Genomic DNA, 23468 nt, shown 5'->3' on the forward strand with positions numbered 1-23468 from the left:
GCGCTTATGTTGCTGCTCAATCCCGGTCCGGTGACGCTGACCGAACGTGTCCGCAACAGCCTGTTGCAGACGGATTTGTGCCATCGCGAAAGCGAGTTTTTCGATTTGCAGGAAGAGGCGCGCACGCGGCTGGTCGAGCTGTATGGGCTCGACGGCGGCGAATGGCAAGCCGTACTGATGACGGGTTCCGGCACGGCGGCGGTCGAAAGCATGACCGCTGCGCTGGTGCCGCAAAACGGCAAGTTGCTGGTCGTGGAAAACGGCGTGTACGGCGAGCGTATTTCGCAGATCGCCACGCAATACGGCATCGCGCATGAATCGCTGAAGCACGACTGGATGCAGGCGCCCGATCTCGCGAAGATCGCCGAACGCCTCGACGCAGACAAAGCGTTCACGCACGTCGCGGTGATTCATCACGAAACCACGACCGGCCGGTTGAACGATCTGGCTGCGCTTGGCGCGTTGTGTCGCGAACGGGGTTTGCGGTTGCTGGTGGACGGCGTCAGCAGCTTCGGCGCGGAGCCGATCGATTTCGCCGACACCAGTCTCGACGCGGTCGCGGCCACCGCGAACAAATGTCTGCATGGTGTGCCGGGCGCGTCGTTCGTGCTGGTGCGGCGTGTCGCGTTGGCGCAGGCGGCGAGCCGCACGTACTATCTGGACCTCGGGCGTCTCGCGCGTTTGCAGGATCAGCGCAATACGCCGTTCACACCGTCAGTTCACGCGTACTACGCACTGGTCGAAGCACTGCGCGAAATCGCCGACGAGGGTGGCTGGCGCGCGCGTCATCAGCGTTATGCCGCATTGGCCGAGCAGGCGCGGGTGGGATTGGCCGGGCGAGGGATGGCTAGCGTGTTGCCGCCGGAACAGTCGTCGGTCGTGTTGCGCGCGTACCGGTTGCCGGATGGCATCGCCTATCCGCAACTGCACGATGCGCTGAAGGCGCGCGGCTTCGTCATCTATGCAGGGCAAGGCGGTTTGTCGGCCGAATTGTTCCGCATTTCGACGATGGGCAATATTCATGCGGCTGACATTGAGCGTCTGTTGCAGGGTTTTTCGGACCTGATGCGCTGAGTGGTATGCGGTGAGTAGACGGGCCAGTGAACCTGGCCATCGTCGCGCAAGGCGGCTGCGATGACGGATCGCGATCCGGAACGCAGCCGCCTTCGGCACACACCGGCGAGCCGAGCCACACATTTGGCCGTGCTTTGCCGTGCTTTGCCGTGCCCTGCGGCCACGGCGCCCGGCAATCAAACCGGATCTTTATCCGGCGGCCCATCGGGCCGCTGCGGCTCTTCCACATGATGGCCGGGCGACGGTGGCACCAGCGGGTCGGCTTCCGGGTCCCGGTTCGGATCGGCATTGGGGTCGGGAATCGGACTGGTATGCATGTCGTAACTCATGACATCACCTCGTAGTGAAAGCGCGTGTCGATCGGTCAACCAAACCCGATTTGCGCCAGGTTTCAGCGGCTCTCTTCAAGCGTAGGCGCTGGCCGCGCGTATCGCTCCGTTACTTTCTCGCCCGACGTCCGACGCTCAATTGCCAGTAGCGTTCGGTGGCGAAGATGTCATCGTAATTACCCGCGCCGAATGCCCGCAACTGGCTGGCATACGCATTGACCGCTTCGCGCTTGAGCTGCAAGCGGCGCTGCACATCGATCGTATGGCCCGCGCTCGGATGCGTCGGCGTCGCCACGACACCGCGCTGCGCAAGGTCCGCGAGGCGCGCCTGAACGACACCCGGCGTGCGCCGGTGAATGGCTTCCTCGTAACCGAACCACTCCAGATGCGACAGACGCGGCAGGATTTCGCAGCAGGCTTCGAAAACCCGCACGTGATCGTCGTGAAACAGGCCGAGCGGCATCAGCAGCGTGTTGGCGGTCGTGCGATAAATGGTTTCCTCCAGCGCTGCGGCCATTTTGCTGATCGATGGCGAATCCGAATACTGGCTGTCGCGAAACGGCATGCGCAGCGGAATCGCGTCGAGCACTTCGAGTGCGCGATTGTCCTCCAGCGTGCGCTCGTGGATCGCTTCATGGGCGTTCGCGAAGCCCGACCTTTCGTCCCATTCGGTATGCATCTGATGCTCGGGTGGCGCGGCGAATACCGTGCAAACCGCTGCGTCCGGATGGGCGGCGAGCAGGGCGCCGCAACTGAAGACGGCATCGTCGAAATGGGGTGAGACGATGAAAAGGCGTGGGCTGGTTTCGCTCATGGGACGGGGAGGGTTGAAGTGTGCGTCGCTGCGTCTTTGCAGCAGGTGCTTTTGCGAAAAATGCGGCGTCACATCAGCTTAGGCGGAATCTGGGCCGCTTGCGGAGCGGTTGTGGTGTGCGCAAGTGGCATGCCTGGGGGCGCACGGCCACCGCTTCCCGCAGAAGCTCACCGTCACGGCGGCGGCGTCTCCCGAATTGGCTCACCTTCGCCAATGAGACTGTGTCCCAACCAACCCGGCTCCGCGCCCGCCGCCAGCAATGCCGCGCGGCGGAACGCCGTCACTATGGTCGCGATGACCTCCTCGCGCAGCTCGGCCTCAACCGTTCTCAGCGCATAGGACGGATGCCAGCTCGGCACGATCAGATGCCCGCCATGAGTGATGGTCTGCCCAAGATATTCCGACAAATTGACATGCGCTCCGGTCAGTGCCTTCAGCGCGGTTGCGCCGAGCGTGACGACCACACGCGGCGCGACTCGTGACAACTCCTGCTCCAGCCAGAACTGGCATGCCTCGACTTCCCGAGGCTCTGGCGTGCGATGAACCCGCCGTTGACCGGATTGCCGTTGTAGCTGTTGATTAGGCGTCTCCCATTTGTAGTGTTTGACCGCATAGGTCAGGTACAGCTTGTCGCGTGCGAGACCTGCGCGTGCCAGCACGATGTCCAGCAGTTGTCCGGCTGCGCCCGTAAATGGCTTGCCATGCTGATTTTCATGCTCGCCAGGTTGTTCGCCGATGGCCATGATCGTTGCGTGCGCTGGCCCGACGCCGGCGACGGCCTGCTTTGCATTGCGCCACAATGCGCAGCGCCGGCAGGTGGCCAGCGGTCCGGTCGGCTCGCGTAATGGCGGCGTTATCGCCGAATATTCGACCGGCGGAGGCTGCGCAACGGCGACAGCGGCGCTTTGCGCGCCGAGGCGGCTGCGTTCGCGCGCGACGCGGGCGGGTAGCGGTGGGCCGGCAGGCGGCATGCGCCAGTAGCGCAACGAGATGGTTGCCGGCACGGTGCCGGAGACGCAGGCGCTGGCGTAGCAGGCGAGCCAGAGGGCCTCGGTGGATTCGCTGGTGATGGCTTCGCCAGTCAGTGCGTTCGCTGATAAAACGTGGGCGGTCGGCCCGTTTTCCTCAACGGCCGGTTGCCGGATGCGCAGCAGCATGCCATTCCAGAACACCGCGCCTTGCGGCGTGGCCAGCATCCATGTGGATTCGCCCATGCGCTCGACGAATAGTTCTGCGACGTGCGCCAGCACGTCGTGCTGCGGCTCGCTCCAGCCGACGAATTCCGGCAGTCCCATGGCAGGATCGCGCCTGCGGAACAACGTGAGCCCAAGAAGCTTGCCGGTTTCCTGCTCGACGGCCTGAACGCGCGGTGCCAGCAACGCGCCGTCCGGGTCTTCCGGATTGACGACGGCGCGCTCGCCCTGCGTCCAGCGCCATAAGACGCGATAGAGGAGTGCCCAACGATCCGGTGCACGAAAACATGCGGCGGCTTTCAGCCACTTGAGCAACTCGCGCGGTATGGCTGGCGTAACGAGGACAGGGCTGGCCGCCTGACGGGTAAACGACTCTGCCGCGTTCTCTCCGCCTTCAACCCACTCGACCGACCCGGGTTCGATGCGTTGACGCAGCAGTTCCCGCGCCGCGAGGCGCCATGCGGCAAAGGACGGTTCGATCGAAATGCGCTTCATGCGGACATGCAATGCCCCGCGCCGCGAGACCGGCACGCCGTGAAGCAAAGCGGATAAAATACTGTATGGATATACAGTATGCGCCTGAAGGTGTGCCGGAATCAAGCCCATCGCGCGCAACGGGCGGGCCGCTCGCCAGGCTAGACGTTGCGCAGATCCTCAGGCGTATCGACGTCGCGCAAAATACCCGGATCGTCGACGTCCAGCCTCGTCACATATTGCGACATCAGCAATGACTTCGCACCGGTGTCGCCGTCGAGCGTGAGTAACGCGTCGCGATGCTCGATGCCGAAGCCCACCGGATGACCCCGTTGTCCCTGATAAAACGGCGCGGCGAGCGAGGCGCCGTCGTCGAGCGCGCGGGCCACGGCTTCGATCGTCGTGGTGGCGATGCGCGGCATGTCCGCCAGCGCGACGATCCAGCCTTCGGCGTCGTCGCAGGCTTCGATACCGGCGGCGAGGCTCGCGCCCATGCCGCGTCCGGCGTCGGCTGCGAACACCACATCGCAGCCCGCGTCGTTCAGCAGACGGGCGAGCGCGTCGGAACCGGGCCGCACCACAGCCAGCACGCGCGTCACGACCCGCAGCAGGCGGTGCGCGGCTTCGTGCGCGACCGGCGTGCCATCGGGCATACGCGCAAGCAGTTTGTTGTGCATTCCGCCTGGATCAAAGCGCGAACCAAAGCCGGCGGCGAGCAACACGCCAGTGGCGAGCGAGGCGTAGGCCATGGGCGGGCACCGGTAGCGAAAGTGAGAATGATTGTGCGATGCAATGCGGTCACAGGCAAGCGTGAATAAAGTCGTATCACGCCGGTGGAGTGGTGTTTATGCAAGCGCAACGCGGCCAGCCTGGTCGAATGGTGTCGCGTTGCGTTGAGTTGACGGGAATCCATTTCAATATGAAGCGCGCCCGAATGCGCCGGGTGCCGGGCATCCCGAACCACCGTCACGAGCGATCACAACGCGCGGGGCGTTCCAGCTACGTCGAACGTGCGGAACGCCCCCAACCACTCACGCCCGCAACCCGCTAAACCGCCGTGGTCTGCATCACCTTGTCCAGCGTGACCGGCAGATCCCGCACTCGCACCCCGGTCGCGTGATACACCGCATTGGCGATCGCCGCCGACACCCCGGTAATGCCGATCTCGCCAATCCCCCGTACACCGAGCGAGTTGATATACGGATCAGGGCGATCGATGAACGTGATGTCGAGCGCGCCGATATCGGCATTCACCGGTACGTGGTACTCCGCGAGATTCGCGTTGGTGAAGCGGCCGTACCGCGTATCCACCGACGTCTCTTCCTGGAGTGCTGCACCGATGCCCCAGACAATCCCGCCCATCAACTGACTATGCGCCGTCTTCTGGTTGAGCACGCGCCCCACGTCGTACACGCCGACGACGCGCGGCACGCGGATCGTCCCCAAGTCGGCGTCGACGTGGACTTCGACAAACACCGCGCCGAACGAGTGGAACGAGTACTTCTGCTTTTCGTCGCCGGGCTTGACCGTCGAGGTTGCTTCGATCGGCTTGCCGCCCGAGCGCGCGATGATCGCCGCCGCCGGATCACGCTTCGCGGGCTGCGAACGGCTCGTGACCCAGCCGTTTTCCACGGTGATGTCGTCGAGCGCGATGCCGTACACCGGCGACGCCTGGTCGGCGAGCGCCAGCGCGATCAACTGACTGCGCGCCTCGTTCGCCGCGTCGCGCACGGCGGGCGAGACGCTGGCCGCCGATTGCGAGCCGCCCGACACCGGCGCGCGCGGCAACGATGAGTCGCCGAGTGCGAAGTGGATGTTCTCAGGCGCGAAGCCGAGCGCGTCGGCGGCGACCTGGGTCATCACCGTGTAGGTGCCGGTGCCGATGTCCTGGGTGCCCGAGGCCACCATCGCGGTACCGTCCGGCAGAATCCGCGCGATGGCGGCAGCTTCGCTGCGGTTGGCGGGATACGTCGCGGTTGCCATCCCGAGGCCGATCAGCGTGTTGCCTTCGCGCATTGAACGGGGTGCGCTGCTGCGCCGGGACCAACCGAATTTTTGCGCACCGATCTGATAACACTCGTGCAGCGATTTACCCGAAAACGGCTTGTTTTCCTGCGGATCGGCGTCCGCATAATTCTTGATGCGCAGCGCGAGCGGGTCCATCTTCAACGCGACAGCGAGTTCGTCCATCGCCGATTCGAGCGCGAACGAGCCGGTGGTTTCACCCGGCGCGCGCATGAAGGTCGGCGTGCCGAGATTGAGCGGCACGATTCGATGCGTCGTCACCTGATTGGGCACGGCGTAGAGCATGCGCGTGACCATGCAGCAGGTCTCCGTCCAGTCTTCGATCACCGAGGTATTGGAGATGCTGTCATGGCGCATCGCCGTCAACGTGCCATCGCGCCGTGCGGCGAGCACGAAGTGCTGTTCGGTGCGGGGCCGCGCGCCAACCGGGCCGAACATCTGCGGCCGTTCGAGCACGAGTCGCACCGGTCGGCCAGTCTGTTTCGACGCCATCGCGCACAACGACACGTGCGACCACGACGAGCCTTTGCAGCCAAAGCCGCCGCCGACGAACGGTGAAATGACGCGCACGTCGCCAGGCGAAACGCCGAGCGTTTTCGCGACCGCCAACGCCGCGCTGCTGACGCCCTGGGTCGAATCGTAGAGCGTGAGTTGCGGGCCGTCCCAGATCGCCATCGTGGCGTGCGGCTCCATCGGGTTGTGATGTTCGATTGGCGTCGTGTACGTTGCATCGACGTGCACCGTGCCGTTTTGCATGCCGTCCTCGAAGCTGCCGCGCTGCGTGTCGGTCTGCCGTCCTTGCGGCTTCACCGGCGCATGCGCGTTCGGTTTGGCCAGCGCGAAATCCACGCTTGCGGTGCTGGGCTGATAGACGATGTGCAACTGACGCGCGGCATCGGTTGCATGTTCGAGCGTATCGGCGACGACCACGGCGACCGGCTCGTTGTTGTAGTGCACTTCGTTATCCTGCAACAGCGACAGGCGGCGACCGGCGGGCGGTGCCAGCGGCGGCTTGCCGCCGTTCGGCAGACGCGGCGCGTTCTGGTACGTCATCACGAGCAGTACGCCGGGGACGGCTTGAGCGCGGCTTGCATCGATCGACGCAATCGTGCCGCTCGCAATCGTGCTGGTGACGAGCACCGCATGCGCGAGCCGCGCTTCGGGGAATTCGGCGGCGTAACGCGCTTCGCCGATCACTTTGAGCAGACCGTCAATGCGGTCGAGCGGTTGACCGATCAGATTCATGCGACACCTCCGGTGCGGCCAGCAGCCTGATTGACGGCGCGCACGATCGCGCGTTGCGCGAGCTGCACCTTGAAGCGGTTGTCGTGCTGCGGCTGCGCGTTGCTCAGCGCGGCGGCGGCGGCATTTTTCAGCGTGTTCTGCGTGAGCGGCTGACCGTTGAGCATCTGCTCTGCCGCGCTCGCCCGCCACGGCTTGTGCGCGACGCCGCCTAACGCGATGCGCGCGGTGCTCACGCGATCGCCGTCCATCTGCAGCGCAGCCGCGACCGACACCAGTGCGAATGCGTAACTGGCGCGGTCACGTACTTTCAGATAGTGGGAGTTCGCGCTGAACAGCGGCGGGGGGAGATCGACTGCGGTGATCAGTTCGCCGGGCCGCAACGTGGTGTCGACGTCGGGCCGGTCGGCGGGCAGGCGGTGGAAATCGGCGAACGCAATGGTCCGCTCGCCAGCCGGGCCGTTCACGCGGACGACGGCATCGAGTGCGGCCAGCGCTACGCTCATATCCGACGGATTCACGGCGATGCATTGCGGACTCGCGCCGAGAATCGCATGCGTACGGTTGTGGCCGCCGAGTGCCGCGCAACCGCTGCCAGGCATGCGCTTATTGCACTGCGTAAAGGCTGTGTCGTAGAAGTAGCCGCAACGTGTGCGTTGCAGCAGATTGCCGCCCACGGTCGCCATATTGCGCAGTTGCGACGACGCGCCCGCAAGAAACGCCTGCGAGAGCAACGGATATTGCTCGCGCACCAGGGCGTGATTCGCGGCGTCGCTGTTGCGGACCAACGCGCCGATCCGGATGCCGCCATCCGGCAGCGTGCTCACCGTATCGAGCCCACTGATATGCGTAATGTCGATCAGCCGCATGGGCCGTTCGACACCGCCCTTCATCAGATCGAGCAGATTCGTGCCGCCGCCGATAAACATCGCGCCTGGCTGTTGCGCCGCACGCACTGCGCTGGCGACGTCGCCGGCGCGTTCATAAGAGATCGCATCCATGCTGGTCGCTCCGTCAGACGTTGCGGTGGAAATCGGGTTTGACAGTCACGCTGCTGCTTTCACCGCCACCGTCATGCACCGCGCGCACGGCGGCCACGATATTCGCGTACGCGCCGCAGCGGCAGATGTTGCCGCTCATGCGTTCGCGGATTTCATCGTCGGAAAGCTGGGGCGGGCGGCGGCGCACATCGGCCGTTACCGTGCTGGCGGTGCCGTTGCGGAATTCGTTGAGCAGGGCGGTCGCGGAACACAACTGCCCGGGCGTACAGTAGCCGCACTGGAACGCATCGTGTTCGATGAACGCGCGTTGCATTGGACTCAATGCATTATTCGTGGCGAGCCCTTCGACCGTCGTGAGGTTTTCGCCCTCGTGCATCACCGCAAGCGTTAGACACGAGTTGATGCGGCGGCCGTCGGCGAGCACCGTGCACGCGCCGCACTGGCCCCGGTCACAGCCTTTTTTCGTGCCCATCAGCCCCGCGTATTCGCGCAGTGCGTCGAGTAGCGTCACACGCGGTTCGAGTTGCAACGTATAAGCGCGACCGTTAATCGTCAACGTGACGGGGCGCGGCGGTACGGCGGGATTGGCCTGAGCAGGCGGCGCTTCAGCGGGCGTTTGTGTTTGTGCGCGCAGATGCGGCGCGGCGCCAACGGTCGCAGCGGCGGCAGCGGACTGAAGAAAGCGGCGCCGCGAGGGTTGGACGGGTTTTTGCGGAGTGGCGGCGGGGTCGCCGGAATCCTGACATTCGTTATGCTTGGACATGACGTTCTGTTGACTCCATTGAAAGGTCAATGCAGGCTAGCGATGCGTCGATCTCCGAAGCGTCGCGTTCAACTGGACTACAGGTGCACTTCGTCATTGCACTATGACAGTAAGTAGCAAATTCAGTGCCGTTGTAGATGCAACGTTTTACGAAACACCGTTTTTTGGAAATCAGCAAGAAAGCGGGGTTGACGCGGGCGATCGCGATCCTCTGGGCCGACATTCACCCAGGGTTCATCCAGGTACAGGCAATGCTTTAGCTGGTCAGATGAAGCCTGTTAGAAGGAGCATTCATGCAGTTCGACTACAAGCATTTCCATATCGATTGCCGCGCCCGTCACGCCGATGAGGGCGTCTATTACGCCAGAGCAAAAATCACCCGGATGCCGCGCAAAAACGAGCATGTCCAGTCGCACGATTCGGGCGATATCGATTCCTTCACGAATGAAGGCGATGCCATTTCATGCGCGCGATCCTGGGCGATGGAGTGGTGTGATTCAGCGACAGCGGCGAACTAAGCCGGCACACAACGAGGAAACATCGTGGCGAAGCTTCGCATCGCGACATTCAACATCAACGGTATCCGTTCGCGGTTGCCCGCACTGCTGCAATGGCTCGAGCGCGAAGCGCCTGACGTCGTGTGCCTGCAGGAACTCAAGGCGGTGGACAGCGCCTTTCCGGTCGACGCGTTACGCGACGCGGGCTATGGTGCTATCTGGCAAGGGCAGAGCGCATGGAACGGAGTGGCGATTCTTTCTAAAGGAGACGCACCGATAGAAAGCCGCCGTGGTTTGCCCGGGTTCGAAGCGGACACCCATAGCCGCTATCTCGAAGCGGCGGTGGGCGGCGTGCTGATTGCGTGTTTATACCTGCCGAACGGCAATCCGCAGCCGGGGCCGAAATTCGATTACAAGCTGGCATGGTTCGATCACTTCATCGCGCATGCGGCGAAGCTATTTAAAAGCGGTCATCCGGTGGTGCTGGCAGGCGACTTCAATGTCGTGCCTACCGACGAAGACATCTATAACCCGCGGTCATGGCTGAAGGATGCGCTATTGCAACCCGAAACCCGCGAGCGTTATCGCAAGTTGCTAGCGCAAGGTTGGACCGACGCACTACGCGCGCATTTTGGTGACGAGCGGGTCTACACCTTCTGGGACTATTTCCGCCGTCATTGGGATACGAATTCGGGGCTGCGTATCGATCATCTTCTCCTCAGCGCTGACCTCGCGCCCCGTTTGCGCGACGCTGGAGTTGACCGTTGGGTTCGTGGTGAAGCGCATGCCAGCGATCACGCGCCGACCTGGGTCGAACTGGATATGGGTGTGAAGAAGAGTGCGGCAACGAAGAGCGCGGCAACGAAGAGCGCGGCAACGAAGAGTACGGCAACGAAGAGTACGGCAACGAAGAGCGCGGCAACGAAGAGCGCGGCAACGAAGAGCGCAGCAACGAAGAGTGCGGCAACGAAGAGTGCGGCAACGAAGAGCGCAGCAACGAAGAGGGCGGCAACGAAGAGGGCGGCAACGCAGAGCCCAGCAACGAAGAGCCCAGCAACGAAGAGCGCAGAAAAGAGCGTAAAACCGCCCACGCGAAAAAGCGCGCCGCGCAAAAAAAGCACCTCGGGCGATCGCTAGAAGCAGATCGCCCGATACTCAACGCGTTGAAAAATCAGCGGCGATAATCGCGATCCCCTGCGCCCCGCGACCACAGCGCGCCCGCGACAAACCCCGCCAGCGCCACTACCGCAATCGCGGTGAACGGGCTTTCCGCCGTGGTCTCGCGCACCAGGCTGGTCGTGCTCGCACACAACTGTTGGGCTTTGCCGCTGAGTTCCCTGGCCTTGCCGGCCAGTTGAGTGCTGGTGTCGCCCAGCGCATCGCCGACTGCACCTTGAACCTTGCCCGCCACTTCCTTCACTGCGCCTTCCGCTGAATTGATGTCCATCGAATGTGCTCCCAATGTCATATTTACGTGCGAGCGCTCCGCAATTGCAACGCGCCCGCCTCAAGGGTTGCGCAAGCCCCGCCCAGCAGCGACGGCTTACGTCCACCAGACAGCGCGCAAGAAGCGCGCCCGCGAAAAAGGAGCGCGGAAGATGAAGCGAATTCTTAATGCTCTCGCTAACGTCTGCGGCGGAAGTTGATGCCGATGAATACCGCCATCAACATCAGGAATCCACCGAACAGCAGCGCGGAATTGATCATCACATGCTCGACGCCTAGCGTGTCGACATTGATGAAAGGGTAGGGATAAAAATCCGACAGACTTCCGCGCCACAAGGTCACGACCAGATACGCGACCGGATACACGAGCCACAGCAGACAGTGCCGCCACCGCACATGAAACCGCGGCACGAACAGCACCCAGTAGAGCGCGGTGAGCATCGGCAGGACACTGTGCAGCGATTCGGTGAGTATGCGCCTGAGCGGCGCAGGCGACCAGTAACCTCGCAACAGCAGGTTGTAGGCGACTCCGACAAAAACCATATACACGACGACTGCGCTGACCACGGTGGGTTGGCGGAAAAATCGCACGCCAGCAGACCTGTGGGTGCGCAGCGCGACGCACGTAAAACAGACCGCACAGGCGAGCACGGTCAGATTGGTCAGATAACTGCTCATGCGTGCCAATCCGTCGAAGACGGTCAGCCCGCGTGCGAGTGTGCGATCGATCGTGACATTGGCTTGCGCGATGAGCGCGACCCAGGCAATGACGGCAATGACCGACGCCAACGTCACCGACGACACACTGGGCGTATGCAACGGAAGCTCGGGCTCCCGTTGCTGAGGAGGGTTAGGGTGCATGCGAACGATTCTAACCACAGGCCGCGCGCTTTGCAGTGTGCGTTAAAAAGGCGCCTGCCATTCGCGCTGCCAACCTTCGCGCGAGTAACTCGAGTAACTCGACTAACTCGACTAACGCATACGCGTTCCAGAAAAACTACGGCGTGCGATGCGAACCCGTTACCGGCTGCAAGCGTTCGACGACAGCGGGAATCGCTGAACTCGCGGGCGACGCTTCATCGATCGTAGTCCGTCCGCCGTCGTGGAAAAACGCCTGTTCTGCAGCCTTATTCAGAATCAGAATGCTGATGCGCCGATTAACCGGCTGATCGACGACGTCTTTATCGAGCGGCAACACGTCGGCGAGTCCGCGTACCTGCAGGAGCTTGTCATCGTGCATGCCGCCGGCCACCAGCGCACGGCGCGCAGCGTTCGCGCGTTCGGACGACAACTCCCAGTTCGAATAGCCGTCGGGGCCAGCGGTATAGGGCACCGCGTCGGTATGGCCGGCAATGGACATGCGGTTGTCGACGTCGTTCAGCGCTGCGCCGATCTGCGTGAGGATCGTCACTGCGTACGGTTGCAGCTTCGAGCTGCCCGACGCGAACATAGGCCGGTTCTGCGAATCGACGATCTCGATACGCAGCCCTTCGTTCGTGATCGAAATACGGATCTGATCCTTGAACGCCTTCAACGCAGGTGTCTGCTCGATCAACACCGACAACTTCGCTTTCAATTGCTCCAGCCGGGCAGTGTCGGCCGGTGACACGGCTGGCGTGGCGGCCCTCGGCGGCGTCGGTTCGGTCTGACTGCGCTTGCCGACACCCGGCCGCGTATCGGAAATGTCGCGGCCGCCGCCTTCCACCACGCTAGGCCGCGCTGCCGCCGTGCCCTGGTTGCCGCCTAGCAGGCTGGACAACGGCGTGTTGAAATAATCTTCGATGCCCTGCTTTTCAAACTTCGAGGTGGAGCCGAGCAGCCACATCAGCAGGAAAAACGCCATCATCGCGGTCACGAAATCGGCGTAGGCTATTTTCCATGCGCCGCCGTGATGGGCGCCGTGGTCATCGCCTTTTTTCGAGCGACGCACGATTACCGGTGCCGGGGCGGTGTCGGCCTGATCCGACCCGCGCGATCTTCTTTCGCTCATCGTAATGCTCCCGTCTCCGCGATCAGGCCGACTTCGGCATCTTGGTGGCGCGCACCGCGTCGTCGAGCTCCTGGAAACTCGGGCGATCGGCGGTGAACAGCACCTTGCGGCCGAATTCGACCGCGATCGGCGGCGCGTAGCCGGACAGCGACGCGAGCAACACGGCCTTTACACACTGAAACGGTTTGGCTTCGGCGCGGCCCTTCGCATTCAGCAAGTCCGCAACCGGACCGATAAAACCATACGCGAGCAGGATGCCGAGAAACGTGCCGACCAACGCGCCTGCAATCATTTCACCGAGCACGGCGGGCGGCGCGCCGACCGAACCCATCGTGTGAACGACGCCCATCACCGCAGCGACAATGCCGAAAGCGGGCAGGCCATCGGCCATTTTCTGGATCGCATTGGCCGCCACGGACGACTCCGCGTGATGCGTCGCCAGTTCCTCGTCCATCAGGTCCTGTACTTCGAGCACGTTCACATTGCCGCCGGACATCATCCGCAAATAATCGACGATGAAATCCAGCAGATGATGATCGTGCAACACGTGCGAGTACTTCTGGAAAATCACGCTTTCTTCCGGCGCGCCGACATCCGCTTCGAGCGACATCATCCCTTCCTTACGCGCCTTCTGAAGCAGTTCATAAAGCAGCGCGATCAGTTCGAGATATTTTTCTTTTGTATAGCCGCCGCCCTTGAAGCATGACGGAATTGCCTTGAGGGTTTTCTTCAGCGTGGAAGTCGGATTACTCACGACGAACGCGCCAATTGCCGCTCCGAAAATACACAGCAATTCGAACGGCTGAATGAGTGCGGGCAGATGCCCTCCCACGCCGACAAAACTGCCTATTACGGATCCAATCACCACGATCCAGCCAATCGCAACAAACATACTCGCTCCCTTACCTTGCGCGACGCACGTCCGATCGGAGCAGGTCTTGTTTCCAGACCTTTTTTCGTGCGTCATAAAAGTTTTGTATATATGGCTAACGGCTGGATTCGTTGCGGCTGAAGTGCGCGAACAATGGAAACAAGAAAAATTCACCGGATAGTTAGTTTGATGAACTGCGCTTCGGTAATTTTGTCTGTTTGGCAATCAAACGGATTGGCCAGTTGAGATTATCGGAGCGACTCAGCGGATATAGGGTTGCAACATTTTTACCGATCATTGCAGCCCGGCCGTTATCATCGCGATTCGCATGTGCTATTCGATGTTCCGCTTTTGTCGTGCCAGTAGAAGCAGTCGCTGGAACCGCCAGTCAAGACTTGCCAGAAACGGAGAGAGCATGAAAGCCAGCACCATCGCCGAACGCGAAGCGCGTGGCCGCGCGGCCCGCGAGCATTCGAAACGGTCGAGCCATCGCGCGGTAGGAGAGTTGGAGCGCGATCCGGTCGCGCTTCTTAGACAAAGCAGCGAAGGCCGGGTCGAGAACCTGGTGCCGCTACGCTACGGCCGCATGGCCGCGTCGCCATTCACGTTCTTTCGCGGCACCGCCATCCTGCAGGCTCACGACCTCAGCAAGATTCACAGCACCGGGCTGACCATGCCGATCTGCGGCGATGGCCATCTGATGAATTTCGGCGGCTTTGCTACCCCCGAGCGGCAACTCGTATTCGACCTGAATGATTTCGACGAAGTGTCGATTGGTCCATTCGAATGGGATCTGAAACGCCTGACCGCGAGTCTCGTCGTGGCCGCGCGTCATATGCGCCTGAGCCGGGGCACCGCCGAAAGTCTGGTGATGACGGCGGTCGGCGAATATCGTGACCGGATGGCGCAGTACGCGCAATGCGGCGCGCTCGAACTCTGGTACGACCGCATCACGTTCGACCGCATGGCGGAAACCGCACTGACACCCGAGCGCCGCCGCACCGTGCGGCGCGGGATGGAGAAAGCCGCGAGCCGCACGCACGAAAACCTGCTCGAAAAAATGGCTGTGCATGACGGCGATCACTGGACCATTCGCGATGCACCGCCCGCGCTTTTTCACGTACTCGGCGCGAATACGCTGTTCACGCCTGAAGAGACCGAAGCATTCCAGGGTGGCAACTGGCGCAAGATGCTCGAACGCATGTGGGGCGAGTACCTGAAGACGATGTCGCATGACCGGCGCGAGTTGCTCGATCACTTCACGGTGCAGGATATGGTGTTCAAGGTGGTGGGTGTGGGCAGCGTCGGCACGCGTTGCATGGCGATCCTGCTGGTCGATCACATGAACAAGCCGCTGTTTCTGCAGATCAAGGAAGCCAGGCCTTCGGTGATTGCGCAGGTCTATCAGTCGAAGTCGGCGGCGATCAAGCATGAAGGCGAACGCGTCGTGCAGGGGCAGCGCATGTTGCAGGCCGCGAGCGATATTTTCCTCGGCTGGGCCACGGGTCCGCTCGGGCGGCAGTTCTATTTCCGGCAACTGCGGGACATGAAGTTGTCGGCGAATATCGAATTGTTCGACAACGACCTGCTGGACGGCTATGCGCGCCTGTGCGGCTGGATCATGGCGCGTGCGCATGCAAAAGCGAGCGGCCAGGCGATCGAGGTCAGCGCGTACATTGGCCGGGGCGACCAGTTTGCCGAATCGTTGACGGCCTACGCGACGGCCTATGCGGACCAGGTCGAGCGCGATTACGACGTGTTCCTGAAAGCATGCCGCAGCGGCGAGTTGATCGCGCGCACGGATGAAGACATGGCGGCGGATTTCCGAATTTAGCGAAGGGCGGTGCGCATGCCGTTCGCGGATCCAGACGAAACGGCTCGCGCCAGCATCGGACTCTCAGTGAAAGCGTGTTGAAAGCGCGTGCGACGCTCAACGGTTGCCTCTGGCATTTGTGATGGACGACCCGCTGTTGTAATGTGCTGGGTCAAAGGCGATATGCGAACGGCGAGCCGAGCGGCCCGCCAGAACGCAAGTAGCCATCCATGCAAAACCACGGAGATACGTTGTGACGGCAACAGGAACCAAGAAGGTGGCACTCGTAACGGGCGCGGGCAGCGGTATTGGCCGGGCATGCGCACTGAAGATGCTGGAACACGGGTACAGCGTGGTGCTGGCCGGGCGTCGCCAGGCGCCGCTCGACGCGGTGGTCGAGCAGGCGCAGCATCTCGGCGGCGACGCGTTGGCCGTCGCATGCGACGTGACCGATGCCGACAGCGTTGCGGCGCTGTTCAACACCATCCGCGAACGGCGTGGCCGGCTCGACGTGCTGTTCAACAACGCAGGCCGGGGCAATTCGCCGGTCGATATCGATCAACTCGCCATCGACGAATGGCGGGCGGTGGTCGATACCAATCTCACCGGCGTGTTCCTGTGTACGCGCGAAGCGTTCGGCCTGATGAAAACGCAGAGCCCGCGAGGCGGCCGCATCATCAACAATGGCTCGATTTCGGCGCACGCGCCGCGGCCGAACAGCATCGCCTACACGGCCACCAAACACGCGATCACCGGCCTGACCAAATCCGTGTCGCTCGACGGCCGCAAATACGACATCGTGTGCGGACAGATCGACATCGGCAATGCGGAAACGGAAATGGCCGCGCGGATGGCGCGTGGCGTGCCGCAAGCCAACGGCGAAATCGCCATCGAGCCGCTGATGGACGTCCAGCACGTCGCCGATGCCGTGTTGCATATGGCCGAGTTGCCGCTGTCGGCGAATGTGCAGTTCATGACCATCATGGCGACCAAGATGCCGTACGTCGGGCGCGGCTGAGCGACGAACCCGCAATGGCGGAGCGGGGCGGGCGCGCAAAGCACGCCGTGCGGGATCAACTTATACTGGGCGTTTCCCGCTTTTACGGAACGCGTTTTCACCGTGTCTCAAGTCCTATCTGTCGACGACCCTCAACCCCAGCCGCCCGTGACGCCCGAACTTGAAGACTGTTGTCAGAGCGGCTGCAGTCCATGTGTTTTCGATCTTTACGACGAGGCGCTCGAGCGCTATAAGACCGCGCTCGCCGAATGGCAGGCGCGGCAGGCGGCGCAGACGTCCCAGTGTTCGCCTCGCGCATAACCAGATGGCTGCGGGCAGTTCCGTTCCCAGTCCGCAGCCTTCCATCGTGTCCCTCATGACCGACCTTCAGCCCGCGCTCATTCAACCACTCACCGAACCGTCCAGCGACCCGTTGATCGAGTCGTCTACGCTCGACGATCTGCACAGCTTCGTGCAGCGTTACCCGCGTCTGTTCGTACTGACCGGCGCGGGCATCAGCACCGATTCGGGCATCCCAGGTTATCGCGACGACAACGGCGCATGGAAGCGCTCGCCGCCGATCACGCTGCAGGAGTTTCTCGGCACGCAGGCCATGCGCCAGCGGTATTGGGCACGCAGCATGGTCGGCTGGCCGGTGGTCGCGCACGCGCAACCCAACGCCGCGCATGTCGCGCTGGCCCGGCTCGAAGCGGCCGGTCATGTGCCGACGCTGGTGACGCAGAACGTCGACGGTCTGCATCAACGGGCCGGTAGCCGGGGGGTGATCGAGTTGCATGGCGGCATTGACGGCGTCACCTGTCTCGATTGCGGGATGCAGCATTCGCGCGCATCGATCCAGCAGACGCTGGAGGCCGACAACCCCGCGCTGCTGAACGTCACTGCCGAAACCGCCGCCGATGGCGACGCACATCTCGAATGGCACGATCTCGGCGGCTTCCGCATTCCCCGCTGCGCGAATTGCGGCGGCATGCTGAAGCCCGCCGTGGTGTTCTTCGGCGAAAGCGTGCCGAAAGAACGGGTCGATGCGGCGTCGCATGCGCTCGATTCGGCCGACGCGATGCTGGTGGTCGGCTCGTCGCTGATGGTCTATTCAGGTTATCGCTTTTGCGTGTGGGCGCAGAAGCTGGGCAAGCCGATCGCCGCGATCAATCTGGGGCGCACGCGCGCTGATCCGCTACTGTCGCTGAAGATCGCGGCGCCATGCGCGGACACGCTGACCGCGCTGGCCGGTCGTCTGGCGCTGGACTGAGCCGGTCGCCCCGTGACACAAAGCCTGCAAGGAGCGCCGATGTTGACGACGATCGAACAACTCGAAGCCCTCTACCAACAGCCGCACGAACGCGCGCTGGCGAAAGAGATCAACTACGTCAATGACGACTATCGCGCGTTCATCGAGGCCGCGCCCTTTGCCGTGCTGGCCACTGCCGGTCCCGAAGGACTCGACTGTTCACCGCGCGGCGACGTGCCGGGATTCGTGCGTATCGTCGACCAGCGGACGCTCGCGCTGCCGGATCGTCCCGGCAATAACCGACTCGATAGCCTGCGCAACATCATCACCGAACCGCGGCTCGCGCTGCTGTTCATCATCCCGGGCGTTGGCGAGAGTTTGCGCGTGAACGGCCGTGGCCGGATCACCAATGACGCCGAATGGCTGGACAGTTTCGCCGTCGAAGGTAAACTGCCGCGCACCGTGCTGCTGATCGATGTCGACTCGGTGTACTTTCACTGTTCGAAAGCGCTGGTGCGCTCGAAGCTTTGGGATCCGGCGCTGCACGTCGAACGCTCCCGGCTGCCCAGCGCGGGCGAGATTCACCGGCATATCAACGGCGAGCATTTCGACGCCCTGACCTACGACCATGAACTTGCGGAACGTGTACGCACTACGCTTTACTGACATAAAGACCCAACATGACTGAATCCCACCCGGCGTTGCGGCAACGTTCGCCTTCCGCGGAACGCAATCGCGAGCCGATTCTGGCCGTGCTACGCGACGCGTTGCCGGCCAGCGGCCGCGTGCTCGAAATCGCAAGCGGCACCGGTCAGCACGCGATGTGCTTCGCCGCCGCGCTGCCGGGTCTCGACTGGCAACCGAGCGACGCCGATGCCGACGCGCGTGCGTCGATCGTCGCGTGGATAGCGCATGACGGCTTGCCGAACGTACGCGCGCCGCTGGCGCTCGACGTGCATCAGTCCGACTGGGGCGTGGATTCGCTCGACGCCGTGGTCTGCATCAACATGATTCACATCTCGCCGTGGAGCGCGACGCAGGCATTGTTCGCGGGCGCGAGCCGCCGGTTGGTCGATGGCGGTGTACTGTACCTTTACGGCCCATACAAACGCGGCGGCGCGCATACTTCGCCGAGCAACGACGCATTCGATCAACAGTTGCGCAGCCGCGACCCGGCTTGGGGCGTGCGTGAGATGGAAACCGTGGTGGCATTGGGTGCGTCGCACGGGTTGGTGTGCGATGAGCCGATCGCGATGCCGGCTAACAATTTCAGTCTGGTGTTCAGGAAACGCCCCGGCACGGGACAGGTCTGAGAGTGCGTGGGTTCGATGGAGGCAGGCCGGATACAGGCCGCATACAGGCCGCATCGCCTTGTATCTAATCAGGTTTTGGTTGCAGGGGTAGACCGGTTTGCCTGACGGGTGTCGCGCGGAGGTGCCGCGCATGACGCGTGTCGTCACGCACTACCGGCCGCGCGGCACGCAGTAGATTTGCAGTTGATACGTAGTTGACAGGCAGTTGACACAACGCACGCAGCACCGCCCGTTGCCCGCCAACGAGCGGCAAGCTCACATTTCTTTTATTCTTTCACCCTCGACGTTGCGCCATCGAAGCTTGCGGCGCGGCGTCTCGACATTTTTTTGGACTCTGGAGAATTCAACATGGGCAAACAGGCAATCGGCGTGGTGGGGCTAGCGGTGATGGGCCGCAATCTGGCACTCAACATCGAGAGCCGCGGCCACGCGGTGTCGGTGTACAACCGTAGCCGCGAGAAAACCGACGAACTCATCGCCGAATATCCGGACAGAAAGCTGGTGCCGGCCTTCACGCTGGAAGAATTCGTGGAGTCGCTGGAAAAGCCGCGTCGCATTCTGCTGATGGTCAAAGCCGGCGAAGGCACTGACGCCACCATCAACGCGCTCAAGCCGCTGCTCGACAAGGGCGACATTCTGATCGACGGCGGCAATACCCATTTCACCGACACCATCCGCCGCAATCAGGAGCTGGCGAAGGCCGGTCTGCATTTCATCGGCACGGGCGTGTCGGGCGGCGAGGAAGGCGCGCTGAAAGGCCCGTCGATCATGCCTGGCGGCCAGCGCGAGGCTTATGATCTGGTCGCTCCGATCCTTACCGAAATCGCCGCGAAGGCGCCGGACGGCGAGCCGTGCGTCGCGTACATGGGACCGGACGGCGCGGGCCACTTCGTGAAGATGGTGCACAACGGCATCGAATACGGCGACATGCAGCTGATCGCCGAAAGCTATGCGGTGCTCAAGCAGGTGGTGGGTCTGTCGAATGAAGAACTCGGCAAGGTCTACACCGAGTGGAACCAGGGCGAACTCGACAGCTACCTGATCGAAATCACGTCGAAGATTTTCAGCAAGAAAGACGACGAAACGGGCAAGGATCTGGTCGACGTGATCCTCGACCGCGCTGCGCAGAAGGGCACCGGCAAGTGGACCAGCCAGAACGCGCTCGATCTCGGCGCGCCGCTGCCGCTGATCACCGAAGCGGTGTTCGCACGCGTGCTGTCGTCGCTGAAGGATCAGCGCGTGGCCGCGAGCAAGGTGCTCGAAGGGCCGCAGGCCAAGCCGCTCGGCGCCGAGCGTGACGCGTTCATCGAGTCGGTGCGCCGCGCGCTGTACTTCAGCAAGGTGATCTCGTACGCGCAAGGCTTCGCGCAACTGCGCGCTGCGTCGGAAGAGTACAAGTGGGATCTGGATTTCGGCACGATCGCGAAGATTTTCCGCGCCGGCTGTATCATCCGCGCCCGCTTCCTGCAGAAGATCACGGACGCCTACACGAAAGACAAAGCGATCGCGAACCTGCTGCTCGATCCGTACTTCCGCGACATCGCGAAGAACTACCAGGCCGCGCTGCGTGAAGTCGTGGTGGCTGCGATCAATGCAGGCGTGCCGGTGCCGGCGTTTGCGTCGGCGGTCGCGTACTTCGACGCGTATCGCTCGGAACGTCTGCCGGCGAACCTGGTGCAGGCGCAGCGCGATTTCTTCGGCGCGCATACGTTCGAACGTACCGACAAGCCGGGCAGCTTCCACGCTAACTGGAGCTAAACGCGTTTGAATCGCAACCCGGCGCGCAGCTGGAACAAAGCGCGCCGGGTTGCGCTGCCGCTTGAATTGTCCAAAGTGTATTGTTGCTGAAAGTATTGGCCAAATGTAATTAATGCGATTTGGCGCGGCTATTATTTCGAAAATCGAAATAGAGTTTCGTTGTTTTAAGTATTTCCCCTAGATGTCGACGCTCGTAGACTTGTTTTTAAGCGTTTCGGGAGTACCAGTCCTGAGCGCACTACAAAACAAGTTATGGAGGTTTACATCATGAAGTCCCTGATCTCTGCCGTTGTCGTCGCTGCCGCCCTGGTTGCACCTGTCGCTTCCTTCGCTCAATCGAACCAGCCGCTCACACGCGCCGATGTCCGCGCTCAACTGGTTCAACTCGAAAAGGCCGGCTATAACCCAATCGGCGATCACACCGATTACCCGAGCAATCTGCTTGCTGCACAAGCTCGCGTAGATGCGCAGAACGGCACCGCGCAGGCTGAAAACAGCGGTTACGGTGCACCTGCAGTCGGCACGTCGCAATCGGGCCATTCGACCAGCAGCAACGACCGTAACTCGATTTATTTCGGTAACTAAGCGTCGGTAACCCGGCTTCTGCAATCGGGTCGGGTTGAAGCGCTGTCAGGCTAATCTGGCGGCGAGCAATAAAAAACGCCATCCGGCTTTAGCGGATGGCGTTTTGTCGTTTACGGCGGGGAGAACTCCGCCTGCTAATGCAGTGTGCGATGGCGCCGGCCTATTTCGTCGAACAACGCGCGGCTCGGCTCCAGCGCGAGCAGCCACGATTCGTCGTAGCCGCTCAGATTGTCCAGCGCCTCGCGTAACCGCTCGATCGCCACGGCGGGAATCTCGACGCTCGCTTCGACCCCGCTCGACAACCCTGCGATGCTGGCCAGTTGCACCAGTGCGTCGGCGGCTTCGGCGACATCGGCGGCGAAGACGAGGTGCGTGTTCAGCAACTCGACCAGACCGGGCGACGCCGCAATATCGTCGACGTTGAGTTGCACGGCCAGAAAGGTGGCTTTGTTCATCCCCAACTCCTCGCAGGATTCAGACGTTGTCGTGGGTGCGTGGGTCCACTACGCGCAGGTTGAACGAGTATAGGCGAGACCTCCGAGGTTGCAATATTCATACGAATTTGGGTTAAAGCGTTGCAGCGCGCAGACGGGTAAGCCGGCAGACCTATAATGTGGGCCAGCCGAAACACCGGTCGGGCAGGCCCGACGGCCTTGTGGAGGCGGCAAAAAAGCCGCGACGGCGTCGAATTTCTCAACTGCCCATCGACCATGAAGATTATCCGCAGCAGGAACTTCACCGCGACGCGCCCGTGGGGGGCGCTCGACATCGCCAACATGGGCGGTATCACCACGCGTCTGCACTGGACCGACCAGCCGTACAAGTGGCATGTCAACGACGGCGAGGAAGTGTTCGCCGTGCTGGATGGCCGGGTCGAGATGCGTTATCGCGAGAACGGAGTCGAGCAGTCCGCGATTCTGGAGACGGGCGACGTGTTCTACGCTTCGATTGGCACCGAGCACGTCGCTCATCCGATTGGCGCGGCGCGGGTTCTGGTAGTCGAGGCGCAGGGCAGCGTCTGAGCATGGGCGCGACCATGTCCATGCCGGTGCCCCGGGGCCTTTGCGCTGCCGTTGGCGGCGTGCAGGGCGGCATAATGGCGGGTGGATTGCCACTGCCTGCCGTACCGTTCAGATAGCGGCCACAGGGCGTCAGGTCTGGCGGCACGGCAAATGCTTGGGCATCGATTGAATCCGATTGAAATCAGTGTCGAGGAAAATCACATGACAAGACAATGGCAAGTGACGGGGACCCGGTTGCTGACAGCGGCTGCGTTTGCCGCGATGATCAGCGGCTGTACCAGCACGCCGTGGGAGAGCACACCGTTCTACAGCAGTGCGCCGACCAGCCCGACCACCCTTAGCACGGTCCCTGTTCCCGCCGGTTTCTACCGCGTCAATCCGGGCGATACGATTGGCGGCATCGCGTCGGCATACGGTCGCAATCCGCAGGAAATCGCCGGGTGGAATGGCCTTGCGGTGAATTCGCCCGTCAATCCCGGCCAGGTGCTGCGCGTGTCTCCGCCGATGGCCTCCGGCAGTGTCGTGACGCCGCCGGTCAATGTCTCGCCGGCTGCGCCTGCCGCACCGACGGCACCGACCGCATCCACGGGACCGCAGCAGGGTGTGCTGCAATGGCCGCTGCACGGTCCGGTTCTGAAGACTTTCGCGCCGGGCCGCTCGAACGGCATCGTGATCGGTGGCCGTCCGGGCGATCCGGTCAAGGCGGCTGCTACCGGTCGAGTGGTGTACGCAGGTTCCGGAATCGAAGCATATGGTCCGCTGATCATCATCAAACATGACGACTCGCTGATCACCGCTTATGGGCAGAACAGCGCGTTGCTCGTCAAGGAAGGCGATGCGGTCGCGCAAGGGCAGACCATTGGCCAGGTCGGAGTGGATAGCCACGGCACGGCATCGATCCAGTTCGAGGTCCGTCAGAACGGGCAGCCAGTCGATCCGCTGGCGTGGTTGCCGAAGTCGGGTGGGTGAGTGAGGTTCCACCTGAACCGGCGCTAACCGGAGTACTTCCTGT

The 23468-nt window shown here is 62.4% G+C and carries 24 protein-coding genes and 1 pseudogene; 13 read left to right on the top strand and 12 right to left on the bottom strand.

Annotated elements, in window-relative coordinates; all coding sequences use genetic code 11:
* Window positions 1–6 precede the first annotated feature (6 nt).
* Window positions 7–1074: a 2-aminoethylphosphonate aminotransferase gene (locus tag LMG28727_RS12330; protein ID WP_201642600.1), complete on the top strand. Its 1068-nt coding sequence runs from the start codon at window positions 7–9 to the stop codon at window positions 1072–1074.
* 176 nt (window positions 1075–1250) lie between these two features.
* On the opposite strand, the gene LMG28727_RS12335 is transcribed toward LMG28727_RS12330, so the two are convergent.
* The 7 genes from LMG28727_RS12335 to LMG28727_RS12365 all read right to left on the bottom strand — a co-directional run bounded on the left by LMG28727_RS12335 (window position 1251) and on the right by LMG28727_RS12365 (window position 8915).
* Window positions 1251–1403: a hypothetical protein gene (locus tag LMG28727_RS12335; protein ID WP_008921009.1), complete on the bottom strand. Its 153-nt coding sequence runs from the start codon at window positions 1401–1403 to the stop codon at window positions 1251–1253.
* Window positions 1404–1512: 109 nt separating this feature from the next.
* Window positions 1513–2217, bottom strand: a complete 705-nt coding sequence (locus LMG28727_RS12340; protein WP_201642601.1) for a PIG-L deacetylase family protein — start codon at window positions 2215–2217, stop codon at window positions 1513–1515.
* A 173-nt stretch (window positions 2218–2390) separates the two neighbouring features.
* On the bottom strand, window positions 2391–3905 hold the full coding sequence (locus tag LMG28727_RS12345) for a UdgX family uracil-DNA binding protein (protein WP_201642602.1): 1515 nt from the start codon (window positions 3903–3905) through the stop codon (window positions 2391–2393).
* A gap of 140 nt (window positions 3906–4045) precedes the next feature.
* Complete coding sequence (locus LMG28727_RS12350) at window positions 4046–4633, bottom strand: nucleotidyltransferase family protein (protein ID WP_201642603.1); 588 nt, start codon at window positions 4631–4633, stop codon at window positions 4046–4048.
* A gap of 298 nt (window positions 4634–4931) precedes the next feature.
* Window positions 4932–7154 carry a xanthine dehydrogenase family protein molybdopterin-binding subunit gene (locus tag LMG28727_RS12355; protein WP_201642604.1) on the bottom strand — a complete coding sequence of 741 codons (2223 nt, stop codon included), beginning with the start codon at window positions 7152–7154 and terminating at the stop codon, window positions 4932–4934.
* On the bottom strand, window positions 7151–8152 hold the full coding sequence (locus tag LMG28727_RS12360; RefSeq protein WP_201642605.1) for an FAD binding domain-containing protein: 1002 nt from the start codon (window positions 8150–8152) through the stop codon (window positions 7151–7153). The genes LMG28727_RS12355 and LMG28727_RS12360 overlap by 4 nt, the downstream gene beginning before the upstream one ends.
* A 13-nt stretch (window positions 8153–8165) precedes the next feature.
* Window positions 8166–8915, bottom strand: a complete 750-nt coding sequence (locus tag LMG28727_RS12365) for a 2Fe-2S iron-sulfur cluster-binding protein (protein WP_201642606.1) — start codon at window positions 8913–8915, stop codon at window positions 8166–8168.
* Window positions 8916–9208: 293 nt separating this feature from the next.
* Between LMG28727_RS12365 and LMG28727_RS12370 the strand changes: the two genes are divergently transcribed.
* Both LMG28727_RS12370 and LMG28727_RS12375 read left to right on the top strand, forming a co-directional pair.
* Window positions 9209–9433: a hypothetical protein gene (locus LMG28727_RS12370; protein WP_201642607.1), complete on the top strand. Its 225-nt coding sequence runs from the start codon at window positions 9209–9211 to the stop codon at window positions 9431–9433.
* 24 nt (window positions 9434–9457) lie between these two features.
* A pseudogene (locus LMG28727_RS12375) lies at window positions 9458–10249 on the top strand (exodeoxyribonuclease III); the annotation flags it as partial.
* 334 nt (window positions 10250–10583) lie between these two features.
* Here LMG28727_RS12375 and LMG28727_RS12380 read toward each other — a convergent pair.
* The 4 genes from LMG28727_RS12380 to motA all read right to left on the bottom strand — a co-directional run bounded on the left by LMG28727_RS12380 (window position 10584) and on the right by motA (window position 13740).
* Entirely contained in the window at window positions 10584–10859 is a 276-nt protein-coding gene (locus tag LMG28727_RS12380; RefSeq protein WP_201642608.1) for a CsbD family protein, read from the bottom strand.
* Between the two features lie 176 nt (window positions 10860–11035).
* Window positions 11036–11719 carry a Pr6Pr family membrane protein gene (locus tag LMG28727_RS12385; RefSeq protein ID WP_201642609.1) on the bottom strand — a complete coding sequence of 228 codons (684 nt, stop codon included), beginning with the start codon at window positions 11717–11719 and terminating at the stop codon, window positions 11036–11038.
* Between the two features lie 136 nt (window positions 11720–11855).
* Window positions 11856–12848 carry a flagellar motor protein MotB gene (motB, locus tag LMG28727_RS12390; RefSeq protein WP_201642610.1) on the bottom strand — a complete coding sequence of 331 codons (993 nt, stop codon included), beginning with the start codon at window positions 12846–12848 and terminating at the stop codon, window positions 11856–11858.
* Window positions 12849–12870: 22 nt separating this feature from the next.
* Complete coding sequence (gene motA / locus LMG28727_RS12395; protein WP_201642611.1) at window positions 12871–13740, bottom strand: flagellar motor stator protein MotA; 870 nt, start codon at window positions 13738–13740, stop codon at window positions 12871–12873.
* Window positions 13741–14134: 394 nt separating this feature from the next.
* On the opposite strand from motA, the gene LMG28727_RS12400 reads away from it, so the two are divergent.
* The 8 genes from LMG28727_RS12400 (at window position 14135) to LMG28727_RS12435 (ending at window position 21434) form a co-directional block, all read left to right on the top strand.
* Complete coding sequence (locus LMG28727_RS12400) at window positions 14135–15553, top strand: DUF2252 domain-containing protein (protein WP_201642612.1); 1419 nt, start codon at window positions 14135–14137, stop codon at window positions 15551–15553.
* A gap of 232 nt (window positions 15554–15785) precedes the next feature.
* Window positions 15786–16550 (top strand): SDR family oxidoreductase, encoded by a 765-nt coding sequence (locus LMG28727_RS12405; protein WP_201642613.1) that lies wholly within the window; start codon window positions 15786–15788, stop codon window positions 16548–16550.
* Between the two features lie 147 nt (window positions 16551–16697).
* Window positions 16698–16850, top strand: coding sequence for an oxidoreductase-like domain-containing protein (locus tag LMG28727_RS12410; RefSeq protein ID WP_236591830.1), 153 nt, complete (start codon window positions 16698–16700; stop codon window positions 16848–16850).
* A gap of 55 nt (window positions 16851–16905) precedes the next feature.
* Window positions 16906–17799: an NAD-dependent protein deacetylase gene (locus LMG28727_RS12415; protein WP_201642615.1), complete on the top strand. Its 894-nt coding sequence runs from the start codon at window positions 16906–16908 to the stop codon at window positions 17797–17799.
* Window positions 17800–17838: 39 nt separating this feature from the next.
* On the top strand, window positions 17839–18444 hold the full coding sequence (locus LMG28727_RS12420; protein ID WP_201642616.1) for a pyridoxamine 5'-phosphate oxidase family protein: 606 nt from the start codon (window positions 17839–17841) through the stop codon (window positions 18442–18444).
* Window positions 18445–18458: 14 nt separating this feature from the next.
* Window positions 18459–19091: a DUF938 domain-containing protein gene (locus LMG28727_RS12425; RefSeq protein ID WP_201642617.1), complete on the top strand. Its 633-nt coding sequence runs from the start codon at window positions 18459–18461 to the stop codon at window positions 19089–19091.
* A 348-nt stretch (window positions 19092–19439) separates the two neighbouring features.
* A complete protein-coding gene (gndA, locus tag LMG28727_RS12430; protein ID WP_201642618.1) occupies window positions 19440–20849 on the top strand; it encodes an NADP-dependent phosphogluconate dehydrogenase in 1410 nt (469 codons plus the stop codon).
* Window positions 20850–21116: 267 nt separating this feature from the next.
* Entirely contained in the window at window positions 21117–21434 is a 318-nt protein-coding gene (locus LMG28727_RS12435) for a DUF4148 domain-containing protein (protein ID WP_201642619.1), read from the top strand.
* 134 nt (window positions 21435–21568) lie between these two features.
* On the opposite strand, the gene LMG28727_RS12440 is transcribed toward LMG28727_RS12435, so the two are convergent.
* Entirely contained in the window at window positions 21569–21889 is a 321-nt protein-coding gene (locus LMG28727_RS12440; protein ID WP_074767588.1) for a hypothetical protein, read from the bottom strand.
* Window positions 21890–22144: 255 nt separating this feature from the next.
* Between LMG28727_RS12440 and LMG28727_RS12445 the strand changes: the two genes are divergently transcribed.
* Together LMG28727_RS12445 and LMG28727_RS12450 are read left to right on the top strand one after the other, a co-directional pair.
* Window positions 22145–22456 carry a cupin domain-containing protein gene (locus tag LMG28727_RS12445; RefSeq protein ID WP_201642620.1) on the top strand — a complete coding sequence of 104 codons (312 nt, stop codon included), beginning with the start codon at window positions 22145–22147 and terminating at the stop codon, window positions 22454–22456.
* Between the two features lie 201 nt (window positions 22457–22657).
* Window positions 22658–23425: a peptidoglycan DD-metalloendopeptidase family protein gene (locus LMG28727_RS12450; RefSeq protein ID WP_201642621.1), complete on the top strand. Its 768-nt coding sequence runs from the start codon at window positions 22658–22660 to the stop codon at window positions 23423–23425.
* The last annotated feature ends 43 nt before the right edge of the window (window positions 23426–23468 follow it).

The sequence above is a fragment of the Paraburkholderia metrosideri genome, from assembly GCF_904848625.1.
GTDB lineage: Bacteria > Pseudomonadota > Gammaproteobacteria > Burkholderiales > Burkholderiaceae > Paraburkholderia > Paraburkholderia metrosideri.

Bases quoted from the DNA above. Each gene is read 5' to 3' on its own strand.
- LMG28727_RS12330 (WP_201642600.1), top strand. From the start codon at position 7: ATGTTGCTGCTCAATCCCGGTCCGGTGACGCTGACCGAACGTGTCCGC.
- LMG28727_RS12335 (WP_008921009.1), bottom strand. From the start codon at position 1,403: ATGAGTTACGACATGCATACCAGTCCGATTCCCGACCCCAATGCCGAT.
- LMG28727_RS12340 (WP_201642601.1), bottom strand. From the start codon at position 2,217: ATGAGCGAAACCAGCCCACGCCTTTTCATCGTCTCACCCCATTTCGAC.
- LMG28727_RS12345 (WP_201642602.1), bottom strand. From the start codon at position 3,905: ATGAAGCGCATTTCGATCGAACCGTCCTTTGCCGCATGGCGCCTCGCG.
- LMG28727_RS12350 (WP_201642603.1), bottom strand. From the start codon at position 4,633: ATGGCCTACGCCTCGCTCGCCACTGGCGTGTTGCTCGCCGCCGGCTTT.
- LMG28727_RS12355 (WP_201642604.1), bottom strand. From the start codon at position 7,154: ATGAATCTGATCGGTCAACCGCTCGACCGCATTGACGGTCTGCTCAAA.
- LMG28727_RS12360 (WP_201642605.1), bottom strand. From the start codon at position 8,152: ATGGATGCGATCTCTTATGAACGCGCCGGCGACGTCGCCAGCGCAGTG.
- LMG28727_RS12365 (WP_201642606.1), bottom strand. From the start codon at position 8,915: ATGTCCAAGCATAACGAATGTCAGGATTCCGGCGACCCCGCCGCCACT.
- LMG28727_RS12370 (WP_201642607.1), top strand. From the start codon at position 9,209: ATGCAGTTCGACTACAAGCATTTCCATATCGATTGCCGCGCCCGTCAC.
- LMG28727_RS12380 (WP_201642608.1), bottom strand. From the start codon at position 10,859: ATGGACATCAATTCAGCGGAAGGCGCAGTGAAGGAAGTGGCGGGCAAG.
- LMG28727_RS12385 (WP_201642609.1), bottom strand. From the start codon at position 11,719: ATGCACCCTAACCCTCCTCAGCAACGGGAGCCCGAGCTTCCGTTGCAT.
- motB (WP_201642610.1), bottom strand. From the start codon at position 12,848: ATGAGCGAAAGAAGATCGCGCGGGTCGGATCAGGCCGACACCGCCCCG.
- motA (WP_201642611.1), bottom strand. From the start codon at position 13,740: ATGTTTGTTGCGATTGGCTGGATCGTGGTGATTGGATCCGTAATAGGC.
- LMG28727_RS12400 (WP_201642612.1), top strand. From the start codon at position 14,135: ATGAAAGCCAGCACCATCGCCGAACGCGAAGCGCGTGGCCGCGCGGCC.
- LMG28727_RS12415 (WP_201642615.1), top strand. From the start codon at position 16,906: ATGACCGACCTTCAGCCCGCGCTCATTCAACCACTCACCGAACCGTCC.
- LMG28727_RS12420 (WP_201642616.1), top strand. From the start codon at position 17,839: ATGTTGACGACGATCGAACAACTCGAAGCCCTCTACCAACAGCCGCAC.
- LMG28727_RS12425 (WP_201642617.1), top strand. From the start codon at position 18,459: ATGACTGAATCCCACCCGGCGTTGCGGCAACGTTCGCCTTCCGCGGAA.
- gndA (WP_201642618.1), top strand. From the start codon at position 19,440: ATGGGCAAACAGGCAATCGGCGTGGTGGGGCTAGCGGTGATGGGCCGC.
- LMG28727_RS12435 (WP_201642619.1), top strand. From the start codon at position 21,117: ATGAAGTCCCTGATCTCTGCCGTTGTCGTCGCTGCCGCCCTGGTTGCA.
- LMG28727_RS12440 (WP_074767588.1), bottom strand. From the start codon at position 21,889: ATGAACAAAGCCACCTTTCTGGCCGTGCAACTCAACGTCGACGATATT.
- LMG28727_RS12445 (WP_201642620.1), top strand. From the start codon at position 22,145: ATGAAGATTATCCGCAGCAGGAACTTCACCGCGACGCGCCCGTGGGGG.
- LMG28727_RS12450 (WP_201642621.1), top strand. From the start codon at position 22,658: ATGACAAGACAATGGCAAGTGACGGGGACCCGGTTGCTGACAGCGGCT.